Origin of the sequence: Neorhizobium sp. SHOUNA12A, assembly GCF_023006505.1 — a bacterium.
Classification (GTDB): Bacteria; Pseudomonadota; Alphaproteobacteria; order Rhizobiales; family Rhizobiaceae; genus Neorhizobium.
In genome coordinates, this window is record NZ_JALBGV010000108.1 from 1 (window position 1) to 16438 (window position 16438).

Here is a 16438-nt window from a genome sequence, read left to right on the forward strand (position 1 = left end):
GGCGCCTCGCTGCCGCCGATGGTCGACTGGCCGGACGAGCTGCGCGATGCCGTCGATCCGCTCTCCTTCATGGTGCATGGCGGCCACGAATATGACGGCCGGCCGCTGGTGCCGCTCGCCCGCGACGAAGTGCGCGACACGGCGATGAAGATCCGCGACGCCGGCGTCGATTCGATCGGCATCACCGCGCTCTTTTCGCCGCTGACGGCGGAATGCGAGCTGGAAGCGGCCGAGATCGTCCGTTCGGTGATCCCCAATGCGCGTATCACGCTGTCCCATACGCTCGGCCGTATCGGGCTCCTGGAGCGCGAGAACGTCACGCTGCTGAACGCCGCCTTGCAGGGGCTCGGTCGCAAGACGATCGATGCGTTCAAGGATGCGCTGAAGCAGGCCGGCGTCGACGCGCCGTTCTATCTGACCCAGAACGACGGCACAGTGGTACTGGCGGATGTCGCGGCCGCCAACCCGGTCTACAGCTTTGCATCCGGCCCGACCAATTCGATGCGCGGCGCGGCGTTCCTGACCGGCCTCAAGGAGGCCATGGTCATCGACGTCGGCGGCACGACCTCGGATGTCGGCTGCCTGGTTGGTGGCTTTCCCCGCGAGGCGAACAATGTCGTCGAGGTCGGCGGCGTGCGCACGCTGTTCCGCATGCCGGACCTGCTGCCGATGGCGCTCGGCGGCGGCACGATCATCGATCCGGAAACCCGCAAGATCGGCCCGCGCTCGGTCGGCTATCGGATCACCGAAAAGGCGCTGGTCTTCGGCGGCGATACGCTGACGACGACGGATGTCGCAGTTGCTGCCGGCCTCGTCGAGATCGGCGACCGCGACCGGGTCAAGCATCTCGACAAGGCGCTGGTGGCCGATCTGCTGAAACGCGTCGAGGCGATGGTCGAGGACGGCGTCGACCGGATGAAGACGTCTGCCGAGGGCGTGCAGTTGATCGCCGTGGGCGGCGGTGCGTTCCTGATCCCAGAAAAGCTCAAAGGTGCCAGCGAAGTGCTGCGCGTCGAACATGCCGGCGTCGCAAACGCGCTCGGTGCTGCGATGGCGCAGGTTTCCGGCGAGGTCGACCAGGTGTTCTCCGGCATGTCGCGCGAAAAGGCGATTGCCGAGGCCGAGCGCATCGCCCGCGCCCGCGCCGTCGAAGCAGGTGCCAGCGTCGATACGATCGTGACGCTCGACACGGAAGACATTCCGATCGCCTATCTGCCGGGTGATGCACGGCGGGTGCGGGTGCGCGTCGTCGGCGACATCGCCTTCATGAAGGACGAACAGAAGCGTGCGGCCGGCGCCTTGCGCTGAACCCAAATCTCCTCCCAGGGAGAAATCGGCGGGCCGGCTTGTTGCCGGCCCGCCGATTTCATTTGGAGCTGCCGGAAATCGTCTCGGCATCGATGGCGGTTATCTGCCTGCCTCGCGCTCTTTCCAGAGAAAATTCGGAGGTATATTTATTTTACCGAAGATGGCAGTTAAGCTTACCTTTATCGATATCTCCGAGGTGACGTCTTCATGACACAAGAATTCATCCAGGCGCTCCAGCGCGAACTCGGCCCCGACGTCTTTTTCGGGGAGGACATCCCGGTTCGCTTCCACAATGATTGGGGCGGCCTTTCGCCGGTCGTGCCGCTGGCGCTGGTGCGGCCGCGCACGACGGAACAGGTCTCCGTAACGCTGCGCCTCTGCAACGAGTTCAAGGTGCCGGTGGTGCCGCAAGGCGGGTTGACCGGTCTTGCCGGCGGTGCGCGGCCGATCGAGAATGGCGTGGCGCTGTCGCTCGACCGCATGAACGGTATCGAGGAAGTCGATACCGTGATGGCGACGATGACGGTGATGGCAGGCACGCCGCTCAGCGTTATCCAGGCGAAGGCCGAGGAGGCGGGGTTGTTCTTCGGGCTTGATCTCGGCGCCCGCGATTCCTGCCTCATCGGCGGCAACCTCGCCACCAATGCTGGCGGCAATCGCGTCATCCGGTTCGGCATGGCGCGCGAACATGTGCTCGGCCTCGAAGTGGTGCTGCCGGACGGCACGATCGTCAAGTCGCTGAACAAGATGCTGAAGAACAATGCCGGTTACGACCTGAAGCAACTGTTCATTGGTTCGGAAGGCACGCTCGGCGTCATCACCCGCGCCGTGCTGCGGCTGCAGGCGAAGCCCGCCGAACTTGCCAGCGCCTTCTGCGGCTGCCCGGATTTCCCTTCGCTTCTGGAGCTCCTGAAGAGCGCCCGCCAGGGCATGGGATCGGCGCTGACCTCGTTCGAGGTGATGTGGCCGAGCTTTTACGACTTCATGACGGGAAAACTGCCCGACCTGCGCCGCGCCTTCAAGGAGCCGCATGGGATCTATGTGCTGATCGAAACCGGCGGGCGTAATGCGGAAGAGAACCGGGCGCTGCTGGAGCAGGTGCTGTCCGATGCTCTGGAAGCCGGCTGGGTTTCCGATGCGGTCCTGCCGTCCTCCGAGCGCGAGACGAAGGATCTCTGGGCGGTGCGAGAGAGTGTGTCGGAATACGGCAAGCTGATGGGGCCGCTGACCGCCTTCGACGTCGGCCTGCCGACCAGTGCCGCCGGCCAGGTGGTCGACGAGATCGAAGCGGCGATGAAGGTCCGCTGGCCGGATGCGATTGCGCTCAGCTACGGCCATATCGGCGACAGCAACCTGCATCTCGTCTGCAACATTCCATCCGCCGGCAACGACCAGCCGCACAAGGAGATCACCGAACTCGTCTTCGGCTCGATCGCCCGCGAAGGCGGCACGATTTCCGCCGAACACGGGATCGGCCTCCTGAAGAAGCCCTATCTCAAACTGTCGCGAACCCCGGAGGAGCTGGCGCTGATGGCGCGTATCAAGCTGGCGCTCGATCCCAACAACATTCTGAATACCGGCAAAGTGCTTTCCGTCTGAGCGGGCTAGGAGGTGCTGGTGGATCGACATTTTCAGCCCGTCAAAGTGCTGCTGCCGAACGAGGAGGTGGCGCGCCGGCTTGCCGATGCCATCAGGGCCGGGTTTTTCCGGCTCGGCTCGCGCCTTCCGTCCGAACGCAGCATCGCCGAACAGATGCAGGTGAGCCGCCCGACCGTGCGCGAGGCGGTGAGACTGCTGGTTGAGGCCAATATTCTGACCGTCAGGCAGGGCGCCGGCGGCGGCACGTTCGTCAGCAGCGAGATCGTGCCGCTCGACATTATCGTGCCGAGGCCGGACATGCGGCCGGGCGACATCGACGAGGCAATCGAGGTGCGCCGGCTGATCCTGCCCTGGGTGGCGCAGATCGCCTCGCAATATGCCGAGGATGCGGATTTCGACCGGATGCGGGAGGCGATCCGGTTCGGCCGGGATTCGCTGCCGCCGCCGGAGGTGACCAAAAGCAGTCCCGAGCATATCAGCTCGATTATCATCGCTTCGATGCGCTTCGACCTCGCCCTGGCACGGGCGACCCGCAATGGCCTCGTGCTGGAATTGATGGAACTGCTGCTGCAGTGGGTGGAGCCGATGCGGCACAGGACGCTGCATAGTCGCGCCGATCTCGTGCTGTCGCTCGAACTGGTCGAGACCATGATGCGGGCGATCGAATCCGGCGACCCTGCGCAGATTGCCGAGATTACCGAACGCCGGCTCGGCATTTTGGAAAATGCGCTTGAGGAGCAGACGGGCCGGCGCCTTCGCCGCAACCGCCGGCCGTCCAATGCGGGCTGATCAGCGCTCCAGCCTTTCGTGCCAGGCGGTGCGATAGGCGTCGATGTTCCAGGTTGGCGCGGGCACGATGCGGCCCGGTTTGGTTGCCGGTGAAATGCCTGTGAGAAGCGCTGCGCCCTGGCTGGTGCCGGTTGAGCCGGGGAGGGCGACCACCTCACGGCCGAGCAATGCGCTCAGCGCCTGAAGATAGGCAGGGTTGGCGGAGAAAGGGCCTTCGACCAGAACCGGTCCCTTGGCGCCGATGAGCCCGAGGCAGGTCTCCGTCATCAGCGCGAGATAGAGGCAGGCCGCCGCCCAGCGATGGTCGGTCGAAGCTTCGATGTCGTTGATCCATTGCCGCTCGCGGCCGGGGAAGGGGCCGGAGCCGCCGGTTACGTTGGGCAGAAGCATCAGGCCTTTTTCGATGACATGAGGAATGGCTGCAAGCGCCGCTTCCGGCGACAATGGACCGAGTTCGGCCGTCAGCATCTCGAACTCGCGGCCGCCCATGAAGCGGCTCGAGGGTACGGCGCGGCCATAGGCGTCGACATTGGCAAGCACGTCGCGCTGCGGGTCGAGATGGTCGAGATCGCCGCCGACCGCGAAATTGATGACCCATGTGCCGGTAGAGACGACCGCGAATGGCGGCTCGCGTCCAACCAGATGAGCAAGCAGCGATGCGTTGGAATCGTGGATGCCGCAATGGACCGGGATCGCTTTCGTGAGGCCGATCTGCGCTGCGATGCCTGGCAGTAGGGGACCGAGCGTCTCGAAGGCCGAATGGACCGGGGCCATCAGGTCGCGGATGCCGAGCGTATCGACCAGCGGGGAATAGGCGCCTTCACGTGGGAGCCAGAGATCGGTGTGGCAGCCGAGCGATGTGACTTCGTTTGCCGCAACACCCGTCAGCCTGAACGCCCAATATTGCGGGTAGGTGAGGATGGTGCGGGTACGGGCCAAGGCTTCGGGAAACGCCGTCTTCTGGTAGTGAAGCTGGGCGCCGACATTCAGCCCACCGGAGAGGGACGGCGAGAAGGTTTCCGAAAAGGGCGGGCGGATCGACTGATAGGCTCTGCGGATGTTTTCCGGGTATTCGTGCTCGTAATCGAGCACGGGCAGGGCCAGTCCACCCTCTGCATCGAGAAGCACCGCCGATGCGCCATGCGTGGTGATGGAGAGCGCATCGAAGCCGGGCTGTTTTGCAAAGTCGGACAAGGCTTGGAGCACGAAGGTCCACAGGGCGTCGATATCGTAATGCGGATAGGGCAGGCCCGGCAGAACCCGGTTCGGCGCGCGCCTTTCGGCGATCTCCTCGCCGGTCGCGCAGTCGAGGACGACGACCTTGGCATTGGTCTTGCCGATATCGAGAACGGCGATCTTTGCCGGTATCGTCATGGCAGGTGGAACACCGTCATCAGATCGCTCTGGACCGGCGAGTTGTCCGGATTGGTTTCCATGATATCGGCCATATGCGCCCACCATTTCTTCATCACCGGGTGGTCGGGCAGGCTCGCCAGCGTGTGGTCGGTCGGCCGTGTCAGCACGCCGAACAGCGTGTTCGTCTCGCGGTCGAGATGGATGGAATAGTCGCTGGCGCCGGCCTGGTGGAGGAGATCGACAAGCTCCGGCCAAATCTCGTCGTGGCGTCTGCGGTATTCCGCTTCCATTCCCGGATTGAGCTTCATCTTGAAGGCGTGCTTTTCGAGCGTCATCGGCTCATTTCCTTGATGCGGCGGGCGATAATCGGGATGGCGATGGTGATGATCAACAGCAGGCCGACGAAGATCGACATGACGATGCCGGGCACGTTGAGCAGCCCCAGCCCGAAGGTGACGAGGCCCATGACAAAAGCGGCGATGACGACGCCGGCGATGGTGCCCGCGCCGCCGAGAATGGAAACGCCGCCGAGCACGACCATGGTGACGACTTCCAGTTCCCACCCCTGCGCAATAGAAGGCCGGGTCGAGCCGAGGCGAGAGGTGAGGCAGACAGATGCCACCCCGGCCATCACCCCGGTCAACAGGAAGAGGATGAACTTCACCCGTTCCACCGGAATGCCGGAGAAACGCGCCGCGAACTCGTTGTTGCCGATCACATAGACCTGCCGGCCGAAATTGGTCGCGTGCAGCAGGATGCCGAAAGCTGCGGCGAGGATGATGAACAGCACGAATTCGAAGGAAAACATCCAGGCCACATAGCCCTGGCCGAAATAGGCAAAGCTAGACGGATATTTGCCATAGGCTTGGTCGCCCAGCACGATATAGGAAATGCCGCGGAAGAGGCTCATCGTGCCGATCGTCACGACGATGGACGGTAGCCTCAGGCCGGCGACGAGCAGGCCGTTGAACGCGCCGCAGACAAGCCCGGTGCCGATGCCGATCGCCACCAGTCCCGGTGTGCCGATGCCGGCCTGCGCTGCCGCGCCCATGGCGGTCGAGGCGAGCGCGATGATCGCTGCGACCGACAGATCGATCTCACCAGCGATGACGAGCAGCGCCATGGCAAAGGCGATCATCGCCTTTTCGGTGAAATTGAAGGTAGCGTCGGAGAGGTTCCAGGCATTCAGAAAGTAAGGCGAGGCGAACGAATTGAAGACAAAGATCAGCACCGCCACGCCGAAGAGCAGCACTTCCCAACTCGCCAGCAGGCGCGAGGTCTTGCTGCCGAGCCGGTCGGGAATGACCCGTTTGGAAGAAACGACGTCGCTCATGCGGACACCTCTTTTGCGCCGCGATCGCGCAGGATGATGCGGCCGGCCTTGCGTTCGGCGCGGGCGTTGAAGACGACGGCGAGCACGATGACGATGCCGGAGATCGCCATCTGCGCGAAGGGCGAGATGCCGATGACGGGCAGCGCGTTCTTGATGACGCCGAGGAAGAGGGCGCCGAGCACCGCACCGCCGACCGAGCCGATGCCGCCGGCAATCGAGATGCCGCCGATGACGCAGGCCGCAACCGTGTCCAGTTCGAAGCCGGCCGCGATATCCACATAGGCGACCGCATAACGCGACACCCAGAGATAACCGGAGAGGCCCGCGAGCGCGCCCGACACCACGAAGGCTATGAATTTGGTCCAGCCGATATCGATGCCGGCATAGATCGCCGCCGTCGGGTTGCCGCCGGATGCGTAGGCTGCCCGGCCAAAGGGCAAGCGGGTCAGCACGAACCAGGCGCCGAGCACGATGAGGATGGCGATCCAGGAGAGGATCGGCAGGCCGATCACCGGCATTCGCGGGACATTCAGGAAGGAAGGGGCCATCTGGTGGGCGTTCACCCAGCCGCCGCCCGACAGCACGAAGGCCATGCCGCGATAGATGGTCAGCGTTCCGAGCGTGACGACGATCGGCGGAATCCGCAGCGCCCAGACCAGGTAACCGTTGATCGCACCCAGGAAGGCGCCGATGCCGATCGCCATGACGATGAGTAGGGCCAGCGGCAGGTCGGGATAGGCAGCATTGGTCATGGCGACCGCCATGCCGGTGAAGGCAAGGTTGGCGGCAACAGAAAGATCGATCGACTTGGTCAGGATCACCGTCATCTGGCCGAGCGCCAGGATGATCAGAATCGAGGTGTCGTTGAAGATGTTGGCGAGATTGCCGGGAGACGCAAAGCCCTGCGCACGAGTCGCGAAGCCGGCGATCATCGCGGCGATGATGACGGTGAGCAGGATTTCGCGGTTCTTCAGGAGGCGGTTCATCTGGTTCTCCTCACTGGTTGCCGGTCGCGGCGCGGACCAGCATTTCGGCGCTCAAGCTTTCACGCTCGAAAACGCCGGCGGCCAGGCCCTCGCGCATCACCATCACCCGGTCTGACATGCCGAGGATTTCGGGAAGCTCGGACGAAACCATGATGATCGACAGGCCCTCGGCGGCGAGTTCGCCGATGAAGGCGTGCACGGCAGCCTTGGAGCCGATATCGATACCCTTGGTCGGCTCGTCGAGAATGATCACCTTCGGCTGCGTCGCCAGCCATTTGCCGATGACGACCTTCTGCTGGTTGCCGCCGGAGAGCGTGCCGACGGGCACTGAAAGAGCGGCGGCGCGCAGGTCCAGCCGCTCGGCATATTTTCGTGCCAGCGCCAGTTCGTTGGCGGCTTTCAGGAAACCGGAGCGGGAGGTCTTGCCAAGCGAGGGAAGCGACATATTCTGGAAGATCGGCATGGGCAGCGCCAGGCCGTGGCGGCCGCGTTCTTCCGGAACGTAGACGATGCCGGCGCGGATCGCGTCGCCCGAGGAGCGGATGTCGAGCGGCTTGCCTTCCAGCACCAGACGGCCGGATGAGGGCCGGGTCACGCCGAACAGCGACTGGCAGAGCTCCGAACGTCCGGCGCCGATCAGGCCGTAGAGCCCGAGGATTTCGCCGCGACGAAGCTCGAAGGAGATGTCGCGGAATTCGGTCGGATGGCAATAGTTCTCGACGCGGAAAACCGGCGCGCCGATCGCGACCTCTACTTTGGGGAAAACGTCCTTGACGTCGCGGCCGACCATCAGCCGGACGATCTCGTCCTGGGGCGTTTCCCTCAGCCGGCCTTGGCCGACGGCGCGGCCGTCGCGAAAGACCGCGAAGTTCTCGGCGATCTCATAGACCTCGTCGAACTTGTGGCTGATGAAGAGGATCGCCTTGCCCTGGCGTTTCAAGTTCTCGACGATGCGGAAGAGGTCATCGATCTCCTTGCGGGAGAGGGCGGCGGTCGGCTCGTCCATGATGACGATGCGGGCCTCGACCGACAGCGCGCGGGCGATCGCCACGAGATGGCGCTGAGCGATCGACAGGTCGCGCAGGCGGATGGTCGGGTCGATTTCGCTTTCGAGCTGCAGCATGAGGGCTTTGGCGCCGGAATTGATCCTGCGCCAGTCGATGGTGCCGAAACGGGTGCGCGGCGCGTGGCCGAGAAAGATGTTTTCCGCTACGCTCAACTCATCGAAGAGCACCGTTTCCTGATGGATGGCGGTGACGCCGGCGTCGATCGCCGCCTGCGCACTCGCGAATGTGGTTGGCTTGCCGTCGATCAGGATCTCGCCCTCGTTCGGGCGGTAGATGCCGGTCAAAATCTTGACGAGTGTCGACTTGCCGGCGCCGTTTTCGCCGATCAGCGCCGTCACCTGGCCGGGGTAAAGCTTGATGCTGACGCCGTCGAGCGCTTTGACGCCCGGAAAGATCTGGCTGATGCCGCGCATTTCCAGGATCGGCATTGCTTCCGTCGTCGGTGCCGGTCGAAGCGATCGGTCTTGAATGTTTGTAACGCCGTTCATTATGGGTGGCCGTTTTCCGATGGCAAGAATCGTTGGCGTCGAGGCGACTGTGCCCCTCACCCACCTCCGCTTCGCTCGGTCACCCTCTCCCCCGGGGGGAGAGGAGGAACGGAGACGTTGCGGTGTTCCTCTTCTCCCCAGCGGGGAGAAGGTGCCGGCAGGCGGATGAGGGGGCTCGCGCCTGCCGGCAAGGGGAGTTCTCCGGATCAGAAGATCTTGGAGAACTCGTCGATGTTCTTGGCGTTATAGACGAAGGGGTCGGCCATGGCGGCTTCACCATTGTCGCCAATCTTGATAGAGCCCATGCGGCCGGCCTTGATGTCCGAGCCCGGCTTGCCGTCCGCATCACCCTTGACGAGGTGATAGGCAATCTGGGTGGCGGAATAACCGAGGTCGATGGGGTTCCAGATGGCGAATTCCTTGGTGGCGCCGGACTTGATGGCGCCAGCCATTTCAGACGGCAGGCCGAGACCGGTCACATAGACCTGGCCGATCTTGCCGGCATCCTTGACGGCCTGCGAGGCAGCGAGAACACCGACCGTGGTCGGAGCGACGATGACCTTGACGTTCGGCTGCGAGGTCAAGAGGCCCTGTGCTTCGCGATAGGACTTGTCGGCGAGGTCGTCACCATAAACTGTCGTGACGAGGTTCAGGCCCGGAAAATCCTTGAGCTGCTTCTTCATCTCGGCGATCCAGGTGTTCTGGTTCGTCGAGGTGGTGGTGGCCGAAAGGATCGCGAAACCGCCCTTGCCGCCATCCAGGTGGTCCTTGGCGAGCGTCAGGCACATCTTACCGATCAGCTCGTTGGAAGACGGGTTGAGGTGCATGATGCGGCCTTCCTTGGCGACCGCCGAATCCCAGGAGATCACCTTGATGCCGCGCTGGGTGGCCTTCTTCAGCGCCGGGATGACGGCGTCCGGATCGTTGGCGGAGATGGCAATCGCATCGACGCCTTGCGCGATCAGCGAGTTGATCACTTCGATCTGGCCTTCGGCCGTCGTCGAGGTCGGGCCGGTATAGATGACCTGGACGCCGCCGAGTTCCTTGGCAGCTTCCTGCGCGCCCTTGTTGGCCGCTTCGAAGAAGCCGTTGCCGAGCGATTTGACCACGAGCGCGATCTTCATGTCGGCAGCGCTTGCCGTCGTCATTGTTGATGTCAGGGCGGCGAAGGCGAATGCCACGCCGAGGGCGAGTTTCTTTGCAAGTTTCATAGTTGGTCCTCCCAGTTGATAGTTCAATCTTTCTCCCGCCGGTCGCTCCTCACGCGGCCGACGAAGAATCCTCCTTGGCGATGTCCGTTGCGGCGGCACCGGCGATAATCAGTTTGACGCCTGCATCCTCGATCATCCGCGCGGCGTCGTCGGTCACGCCGTCATCGGTGATGACGGTGGTCACCCGGTCGAGCGGGCAGAGTATGAGGCTGGACCGGCGCGAAAACTTCGAGGAATCCACCATCACGATCAGTTCCTCGGCCTGGTGCATCAGCTTCTGCTCGCTCTGGATCACCAGCGCGTCGGCCTCCATCACCCCGAGCGGGCCGACCCCTTGCGCGCCGATGAACATGCGGCGGGCGTAAAAATTGCGGATCGCATCATTGTCGAAGGGCGACAGGATCAGGCTTTGTTCGCGATAGATGGCGCCGCCCGGTATCGTCACCGTATTCTTCGAATGCTTAACCAGATGTTCGGCGATCGCAAACGAATTGGTCATTACCTGCAGGCGTCGGGCCGACATGAAATGCACCATCTGGAACGTCGTCGTGCCGCCGTTGATGATGACGCTGTCGCCTTCATCGCAGAGTTCAACCGCGCGGCGGGCGATTGCGCGCTTCTTGTCGATATTGACCGATTCCGACACCCGGAACGATCGGGCCGAAAGCTGGCCGATCTGCGGAGGATGAACGGCTTCCGCGCCGCCGCGGACGCGCCGGAGCTTGCCCTGGACGTGCAGCGAAGCGATGTCGCGCCGGATCGTCGCTTCCGATGCCTCGGTCAATTCGGCGATATCCTGCACCGTGATGACGGGTTTTTCCTGGATAGCGCTCAAGATGATGCGATGGCGTTCACGTTCGTGCATTGGCTCCTCCTTGGCCTCAACTATTACCGGAAAATTTACGTTGTCAATCATAAACGATCAACTTCGCTTTTATTGCGCTGCACAATGAAACTTTATGATCGTTTATGATTGACAGATGGCGCGACAATGCGCGATACCGGCAGCAGGGAGATGGCGGCCGCCTCGTCGCCGTGAACCGAAACACGTTGGAGGACAAGCAATGTCGGGCCAAACCCGCCTTCTCGAAAACCGTTGGAACGATGCTCAAGCCGCCAAGCTCGATGAGCCCGGCAAGCTGCTCTATCGCTCCAATCTTCTCGGTGCCGACAAGCGCATCACCAATTACGGCGGCGGCAATACTTCCGCCAAGGTGATGGAAACCGATCCGCTGACCGGTGAAAAAGTGAAGGTCATGTGGGTGAAGGGATCCGGCGGCGATGTCGGCACGATCAAGCTCGACGGTTTCGCCACCCTCTACATGGACAAGCTGGAAGCGCTGAAGGGGCTCTACAAGGGCGTCGAGGACGAGGACCGCATGGTCGGTTTCCTGCCGCATTGCACCTTCAACCTCAATCCGCGCGCCGCTTCCATCGATACCCCGCTGCATGGTTTCGTGCCGTTCACCCATGTGGACCACATGCACCCCGACGCGATCATCGCAATCGCGGCTTCCAAAAACTCGAGAGAACTGACGCAACAGGTCTTCGGTTCCGAAATCGGCTGGCTGCCCTGGCGGCGGCCGGGTTTCCAGCTTGGGCTCGATCTCGAAGCGTTCGTCAAGGCGAACCCGAATGCCAAGGGCGTCGTGCTGGAAAGCCATGGCCTGTTCACCTGGGCAAATGATGCCAAGGCCTGTTACGAACTGACGCTCGACATCATCAACAAGGCGATCGGGTGGTTCGCCAAGGAGACCGAAGGCAAGTCGATCTTCGGCGGGCCGGTGGCAGAGAGCCTGCCCGCACAGGAACGTCGGGCAATCGTCGCGAAACTGATGCCGGAGATCCGCGGTCGGATCGGCAAGGTGGAGCGCAAGCTTGGCCATTTCGACGACCAGGATGCGGTGCTGGAATTCGTCAATTCGAAGGATCTGAAGCCGCTTGGGAGCCTCGGAACCTCCTGCCCGGACCATTTCCTGCGCACGAAAATCCGTCCGCTGATCGTCGATTTCGATCCAGCAAAGCCGGATGTCGATGCGGTGATCGCCGCGCTCGACAAGGCGCTCGAAGATTATCGCGCCGATTACAGCCGCTATTACGAGACCTGCAAACACGCCAATTCACCCGCCATGCGCGACCCCAACCCGGTGATCTTCCTGGTTCCGGGCGTCGGACTGCTGTCGTTTGCGCGTGACAAGGCGACGGCCCGGATTGCCGGCGAGTTCTATGTCAACGCCATCAACGTGATGCGGGGCGCCTCGACGGTTTCCGAATATCAGGGCCTGCCGGAGCAGGAGGCCTTCGACATCGAATATTGGCTGCTCGAAGAGGCGAAGCTGCAGCGCATGCCGAAGCCGAAAAGCCTTGCCGGACAGGTGGCCTTGGTCACCGGCGGCGCCGGCGGCATCGGGCGGGCAACCGCGGCCAGGCTGATGGGCGAGGGTGCCTGCGTGGTGCTTGCCGATATCGACGGCGGCGCACTCGACACGACCAAAGCCGATTTCGAAAAGTCCTTCGGCAGGGATGCGGTGCGTGGGGTCCTGCTCGACGTGACGACCGAGGACGCGGTGATCACCGCGTTTGCCGAGGCCTGCGTCGAATTCGGCGGCGTCGATATCCTCGTCTCGAATGCCGGGATCGCGTCGTCCGCGCCGGTCGAGGAAACCACGCTTGCCATGTGGAGCAAGAATATCGACATCCTGGCGACGGGTTATTTCCTCGTTTCGCGGGAGGCTTTCCGGTTGTTCCGCCGCCAGAAGCTCGGCGGCAACGTCGTTTTTGTCGCTTCCAAGAACGGGCTTGCCTCTTCTCCGAATGCGTCGGCCTATTGCACCGCCAAAGCCGCTGAAATCCATCTCGCTCGCTGCCTGGCGCTCGAAGGCGCCGAGGCAGGCATTCGAGTCAATACGGTCAATCCGGACGCCGTGCTGCGCGGATCGAAGATCTGGAACGGCGAATGGCGCGAACAGCGGGCCGCCTCGTCCAAGATCGAGGTGGACGACCTGGAGGAACACTACCGCAAGCGGTCGCTGCTCAAGCTCAATGTCTTTCCGGAGGATATTGCGGAGGCGATCTATTTCCTCGCGAGCGATGCCTCGGCCAAGTCGACGGGCAATATCATCAACGTGGATGCCGGCAACGCCCAGAGCTTTACGCGGTAGGGTAATATCTTCTCCCCAGCGGGGAGAAGATGCCCGATAGGCAGATGAGGGGGAGGAGCAAAGCGACGCCTTGAGCGATAAGCGAAAGGCAGAATGTGCCGCGCCCCCTCATCCGACCCTTCGGGCCACCTTCTCCCCGCTGGGGAGAAGAGACAAAGATCAGATGGGAGGACCGAATGACTGAACTCAAGATCACGACCAATGTGATCGCCGCTGAAAACGATAAGCGCTCCGCAGCGCTCAAATCCGATTACGATGCGCTCGGCGAGAACCTGTCGCGCCGCGGCATCGATATCGAAACGATCACCCGGGATGTTGAAAAGTTCTTCGTCGCCGTACCCTCCTGGGGCGTCGGCACCGGCGGCACGCGTTTCGCCCGTTTCCCGGGCCAAGGCGAGCCGCGCGGCATTTTCGACAAGCTCGATGACTGCTCGGTCATCCACCAATTGACCCGCGCGACGCCGACGGTCTCGCTGCATATCCCGTGGGACAAGGCGGACCCGAAGGAATTGCTGGCCAAAGGGGATGCGCTTGGCCTCGGTTTCGATGCGATGAATTCGAACACGTTTTCAGATGCGCCGGGGCAGGCGCATTCCTACAAATACGGCTCGCTCAGCCACACGAATGCTGCGACGCGCGCGCAGGCGATCGAGCATAATCTCGAATGTATCGAGATCGGCAAGGCGATCGGCTCCAAGGCGCTGACGGTGTGGATTGGCGACGGCTCGAACTTTCCGGGTCAGAGCCATTTCACGCGGATGTTCGAACGTTATCTCGCGTCGATGGCGGAGATCTACAAGGCGTTGCCGGACGATTGGCGGCTGTTTTCCGAACACAAGATGTACGAGCCGGCCTTTTATTCGACGGTGGTGCAGGACTGGGGCACGAATTACCTGATCGCCAATACGCTCGGACCAAAGGCCTTCTGCCTCGTCGATCTCGGCCATCATGCGCCGAATACCAATATCGAGATGATCGTTGCCCGCCTCATCCAGTTCGGCAAGCTCGGCGGCTTCCACTTCAACGATTCCAAATATGGCGACGATGACCTCGATGCGGGCGCTATCGAGCCCTACCGCCTGTTCCTCGTCTTCAACGAGTTGGTGGATGCGGAGCATCGCGGGATCAAGGATTTCCGCCCGGCGCATATGATCGACCAGTCGCACAACGTTACCGATCCGATCGAAAGCCTGATTTCGAGCGCCAACGAGATTCGCCGTGCTTATGCGCAGGCTTTGCTGGTCGACCGGGCAGCACTTGACGGATTCCAGCAGGAAAACGATGCGCTGATGGCCTCAGAGACACTGAAGCGGGCTTATCGCACCGATGTGGAGCCGATCCTCGCCGAAGCCCGCCGCCGTGCAGGCGGGGCGATCGATCCGGTTGCGACCTATCGCGACAGCGGCTATCGGAAAAAAGTCGCGCTCGAACGTCCGGCGTCCACCAGCGGCGGTGGCGGGATCGTCTGATCCTTTCAGTCTGCCATCATGCCGGCGGATGAGTTCCGCCGGCGATCACTTCTTCTTATTCGATCGAGCGGACTGATCAGGTATTCCGGCCGAGTGCGCGTTCCATGCGGCTCAGACCCTCCTCGAGAAGGGTGTGTGGGCATCCGAAATTGATGCGGACGAAGTTGCCGTAGGCCGCGCCGAATTCCGAGCCGGCATTGAAGCCGACCTTGCCATGTTCGAGGAAATAACTCTGCGCATCCGGTTCCAGACCGAGTTCCGTGCAGTCGAGCCAGGCGAGGAACGTGCCTTCCGACCGGATGAGCTTGATCTTTGGAAACCGGCGAGCGATTTCGGCCGATAGAAAATCGCGGTTGGCCTCGATATAGGCGAGCATCCGCGTCTTCCAGTCGCCCGCCTTTGAGAAGGCCGCAAGCGTCGCTTCGAGCCCGATAATATTGGCATTATCGACCATTCCAAGCCGCGCCTGGTTGAATTTCTCGCGGATCGCCTTGTTGCCGATGATCGCGAAGGCGGTCTTGAGGCCGGCTATGTTGTAGGTCTTGCTGGCAGCCATCAGGGTGATCGTGCGGTTGGCCGCATCTTGCGAAAGCGTGGCGATCGGCACGTGGCGGCGGCGGTCGAACAGAAGGTCGCAATGGATTTCGTCGGAGATGATCAGCGTATCGTTCTGGCGGCAGAGGTCGGTGATCGTCCTCAGTTCGTCGGCGGTAAATACCTTGCCCGTCGGGTTCTGCGGGTTGCAGAACAGCAGTGCTTTCGATTTTGCCAGTTCCGCCGCGAAGGCCCCGGCATCCATCACATAGCCTTCAGCGGCCGGGGTAAGCGGCGCTTCGTGCCGGACGAGGTTCCAATTCGCGGGGGCTTCGAGGATCGGCCGATAGACCGGCGTCTGCACCAGCACGCCGTCGCCGGGCTGAAGCATCGCGTGCAGCGCCATGTTGAACCCCGGCACCACGCCTGGAAGGAAGACGATCTCGTCGGGCGAGACGGTCCAGCCGTATTTTTCCTGCATGTCGGAGATGATTTGGGCGCGCAGTTCGTCGCGGGCGACACCGTAGCCGAGCATCGGATGTTCGAGCCGGTTGCGGATGGCGTCGACGATCTCCGGTGCCGCGGGGAAGTCCATGTCGGCGACCCACATGGGCAGTACGTCGTCCGGATACTTGCTCCACTTCGAGCTGCCGGTGCCCCGGCGTTCGTGCACGGCATCGAAATCGGTCATGTTCTCAAGTCCCCTGTTGATTATGTTGCCGATCGATGCGGATCGACGGCCCTGGTATGCGCCTGCCGCGAACAGGGCAAAGCGTGAAATTACCCTTAGCTTGTCCCTAACCAACGGCGCGGCTGTCAACGCCTTTCTTCGCTTTGGTGAGTCGTTCGGCGTTTTCCGCATCCGGCCTAATCTATCCAATTTGTAATCCGTGTCCGCGGAAAGCGCCTTCCATTGCAGGCATTAGACCAGTAGCGTTCAATCCAGTTGATTTTTCGAGCATTCAAGAAGTTGCGGTCGATGGCGCGTAGGCATTGGGTCCTGGTTTCCGTGATAATCCTGGGCACAGCGGGCTTCGGAGCCTATGCGCTTCGGGACCGCTGGCTGGGCCGTGTGGAAACCATGCTCGGCTGGGCGCCGACGGAGGCAACCGCGGCGCAGCCGGCGGGACGACCTGC

The 16438-nt window shown here is 62.4% G+C and carries 13 protein-coding genes; 5 read left to right on the forward strand and 8 right to left on the reverse strand.

Annotation, left to right across the window (positions count from 1 at the left end):
• From MOV63_RS28845 to MOV63_RS28855, 3 genes are all read left to right on the forward strand, one after another.
• Positions 1 to 1308: hydantoinase/oxoprolinase family protein (locus MOV63_RS28845; RefSeq protein ID WP_247039045.1), on the forward strand; the 1308-nt coding region annotated here is incomplete at its 5' end.
• Between the two features lie 207 nt (positions 1309 to 1515).
• Positions 1516 to 2907: an FAD-binding oxidoreductase gene (locus tag MOV63_RS28850; protein ID WP_247039046.1), complete on the forward strand. Its 1392-nt coding sequence runs from the start codon at positions 1516 to 1518 to the stop codon at positions 2905 to 2907.
• 18 nt (positions 2908 to 2925) lie between these two features.
• Entirely contained in the window at positions 2926 to 3696 is a 771-nt protein-coding gene (locus tag MOV63_RS28855; RefSeq protein ID WP_162182340.1) for a FadR/GntR family transcriptional regulator, read from the forward strand.
• Here the strand turns inward: MOV63_RS28855 and MOV63_RS28860 are convergent, their stop codons facing one another.
• The 7 genes from MOV63_RS28860 to MOV63_RS28890 all read right to left on the reverse strand — a co-directional run bounded on the left by MOV63_RS28860 (position 3697) and on the right by MOV63_RS28890 (position 11002).
• Positions 3697 to 5070, reverse strand: coding sequence for an FGGY-family carbohydrate kinase (locus MOV63_RS28860; RefSeq protein WP_247039048.1), 1374 nt, complete (start codon positions 5068 to 5070; stop codon positions 3697 to 3699). It lies immediately after the preceding gene.
• On the reverse strand, positions 5067 to 5387 hold the full coding sequence (gene rhaM, locus MOV63_RS28865; protein WP_247039050.1) for an L-rhamnose mutarotase: 321 nt from the start codon (positions 5385 to 5387) through the stop codon (positions 5067 to 5069). The genes MOV63_RS28860 and rhaM overlap by 4 nt, the downstream gene beginning before the upstream one ends.
• Entirely contained in the window at positions 5384 to 6385 is a 1002-nt protein-coding gene (locus MOV63_RS28870) for an ABC transporter permease (RefSeq protein WP_247039052.1), read from the reverse strand. The genes rhaM and MOV63_RS28870 overlap by 4 nt, the downstream gene beginning before the upstream one ends.
• Positions 6382 to 7371, reverse strand: a complete 990-nt coding sequence (locus MOV63_RS28875) for an ABC transporter permease (RefSeq protein ID WP_247039054.1) — start codon at positions 7369 to 7371, stop codon at positions 6382 to 6384. Before MOV63_RS28875 ends, MOV63_RS28870 begins: the two co-directional genes overlap by 4 nt.
• A 10-nt stretch (positions 7372 to 7381) precedes the next feature.
• Complete coding sequence (locus MOV63_RS28880; protein ID WP_247039056.1) at positions 7382 to 8866, reverse strand: sugar ABC transporter ATP-binding protein; 1485 nt, start codon at positions 8864 to 8866, stop codon at positions 7382 to 7384.
• A 266-nt stretch (positions 8867 to 9132) separates the two neighbouring features.
• A complete protein-coding gene (gene rhaS, locus MOV63_RS28885; RefSeq protein WP_038546113.1) occupies positions 9133 to 10137 on the reverse strand; it encodes a rhamnose ABC transporter substrate-binding protein in 1005 nt (334 codons plus the stop codon).
• A 49-nt stretch (positions 10138 to 10186) separates the two neighbouring features.
• Positions 10187 to 11002 (reverse strand): DeoR/GlpR family DNA-binding transcription regulator, encoded by an 816-nt coding sequence (locus MOV63_RS28890; RefSeq protein ID WP_247039058.1) that lies wholly within the window; start codon positions 11000 to 11002, stop codon positions 10187 to 10189.
• Between the two features lie 199 nt (positions 11003 to 11201).
• On the opposite strand from MOV63_RS28890, the gene MOV63_RS28895 reads away from it, so the two are divergent.
• Both MOV63_RS28895 and rhaI read left to right on the forward strand, forming a co-directional pair.
• On the forward strand, positions 11202 to 13298 hold the full coding sequence (locus MOV63_RS28895; RefSeq protein WP_247039060.1) for a bifunctional rhamnulose-1-phosphate aldolase/short-chain dehydrogenase: 2097 nt from the start codon (positions 11202 to 11204) through the stop codon (positions 13296 to 13298).
• A 176-nt stretch (positions 13299 to 13474) separates the two neighbouring features.
• A complete protein-coding gene (gene rhaI / locus MOV63_RS28900) occupies positions 13475 to 14767 on the forward strand; it encodes an L-rhamnose catabolism isomerase (RefSeq protein ID WP_247039062.1) in 1293 nt (430 codons plus the stop codon).
• 76 nt (positions 14768 to 14843) lie between these two features.
• Here rhaI and MOV63_RS28905 read toward each other — a convergent pair whose 3' ends face one another.
• On the reverse strand, positions 14844 to 15992 hold the full coding sequence (locus tag MOV63_RS28905) for a MalY/PatB family protein (protein ID WP_247039064.1): 1149 nt from the start codon (positions 15990 to 15992) through the stop codon (positions 14844 to 14846).
• Positions 15993 to 16438 lie beyond the last annotated feature (446 nt).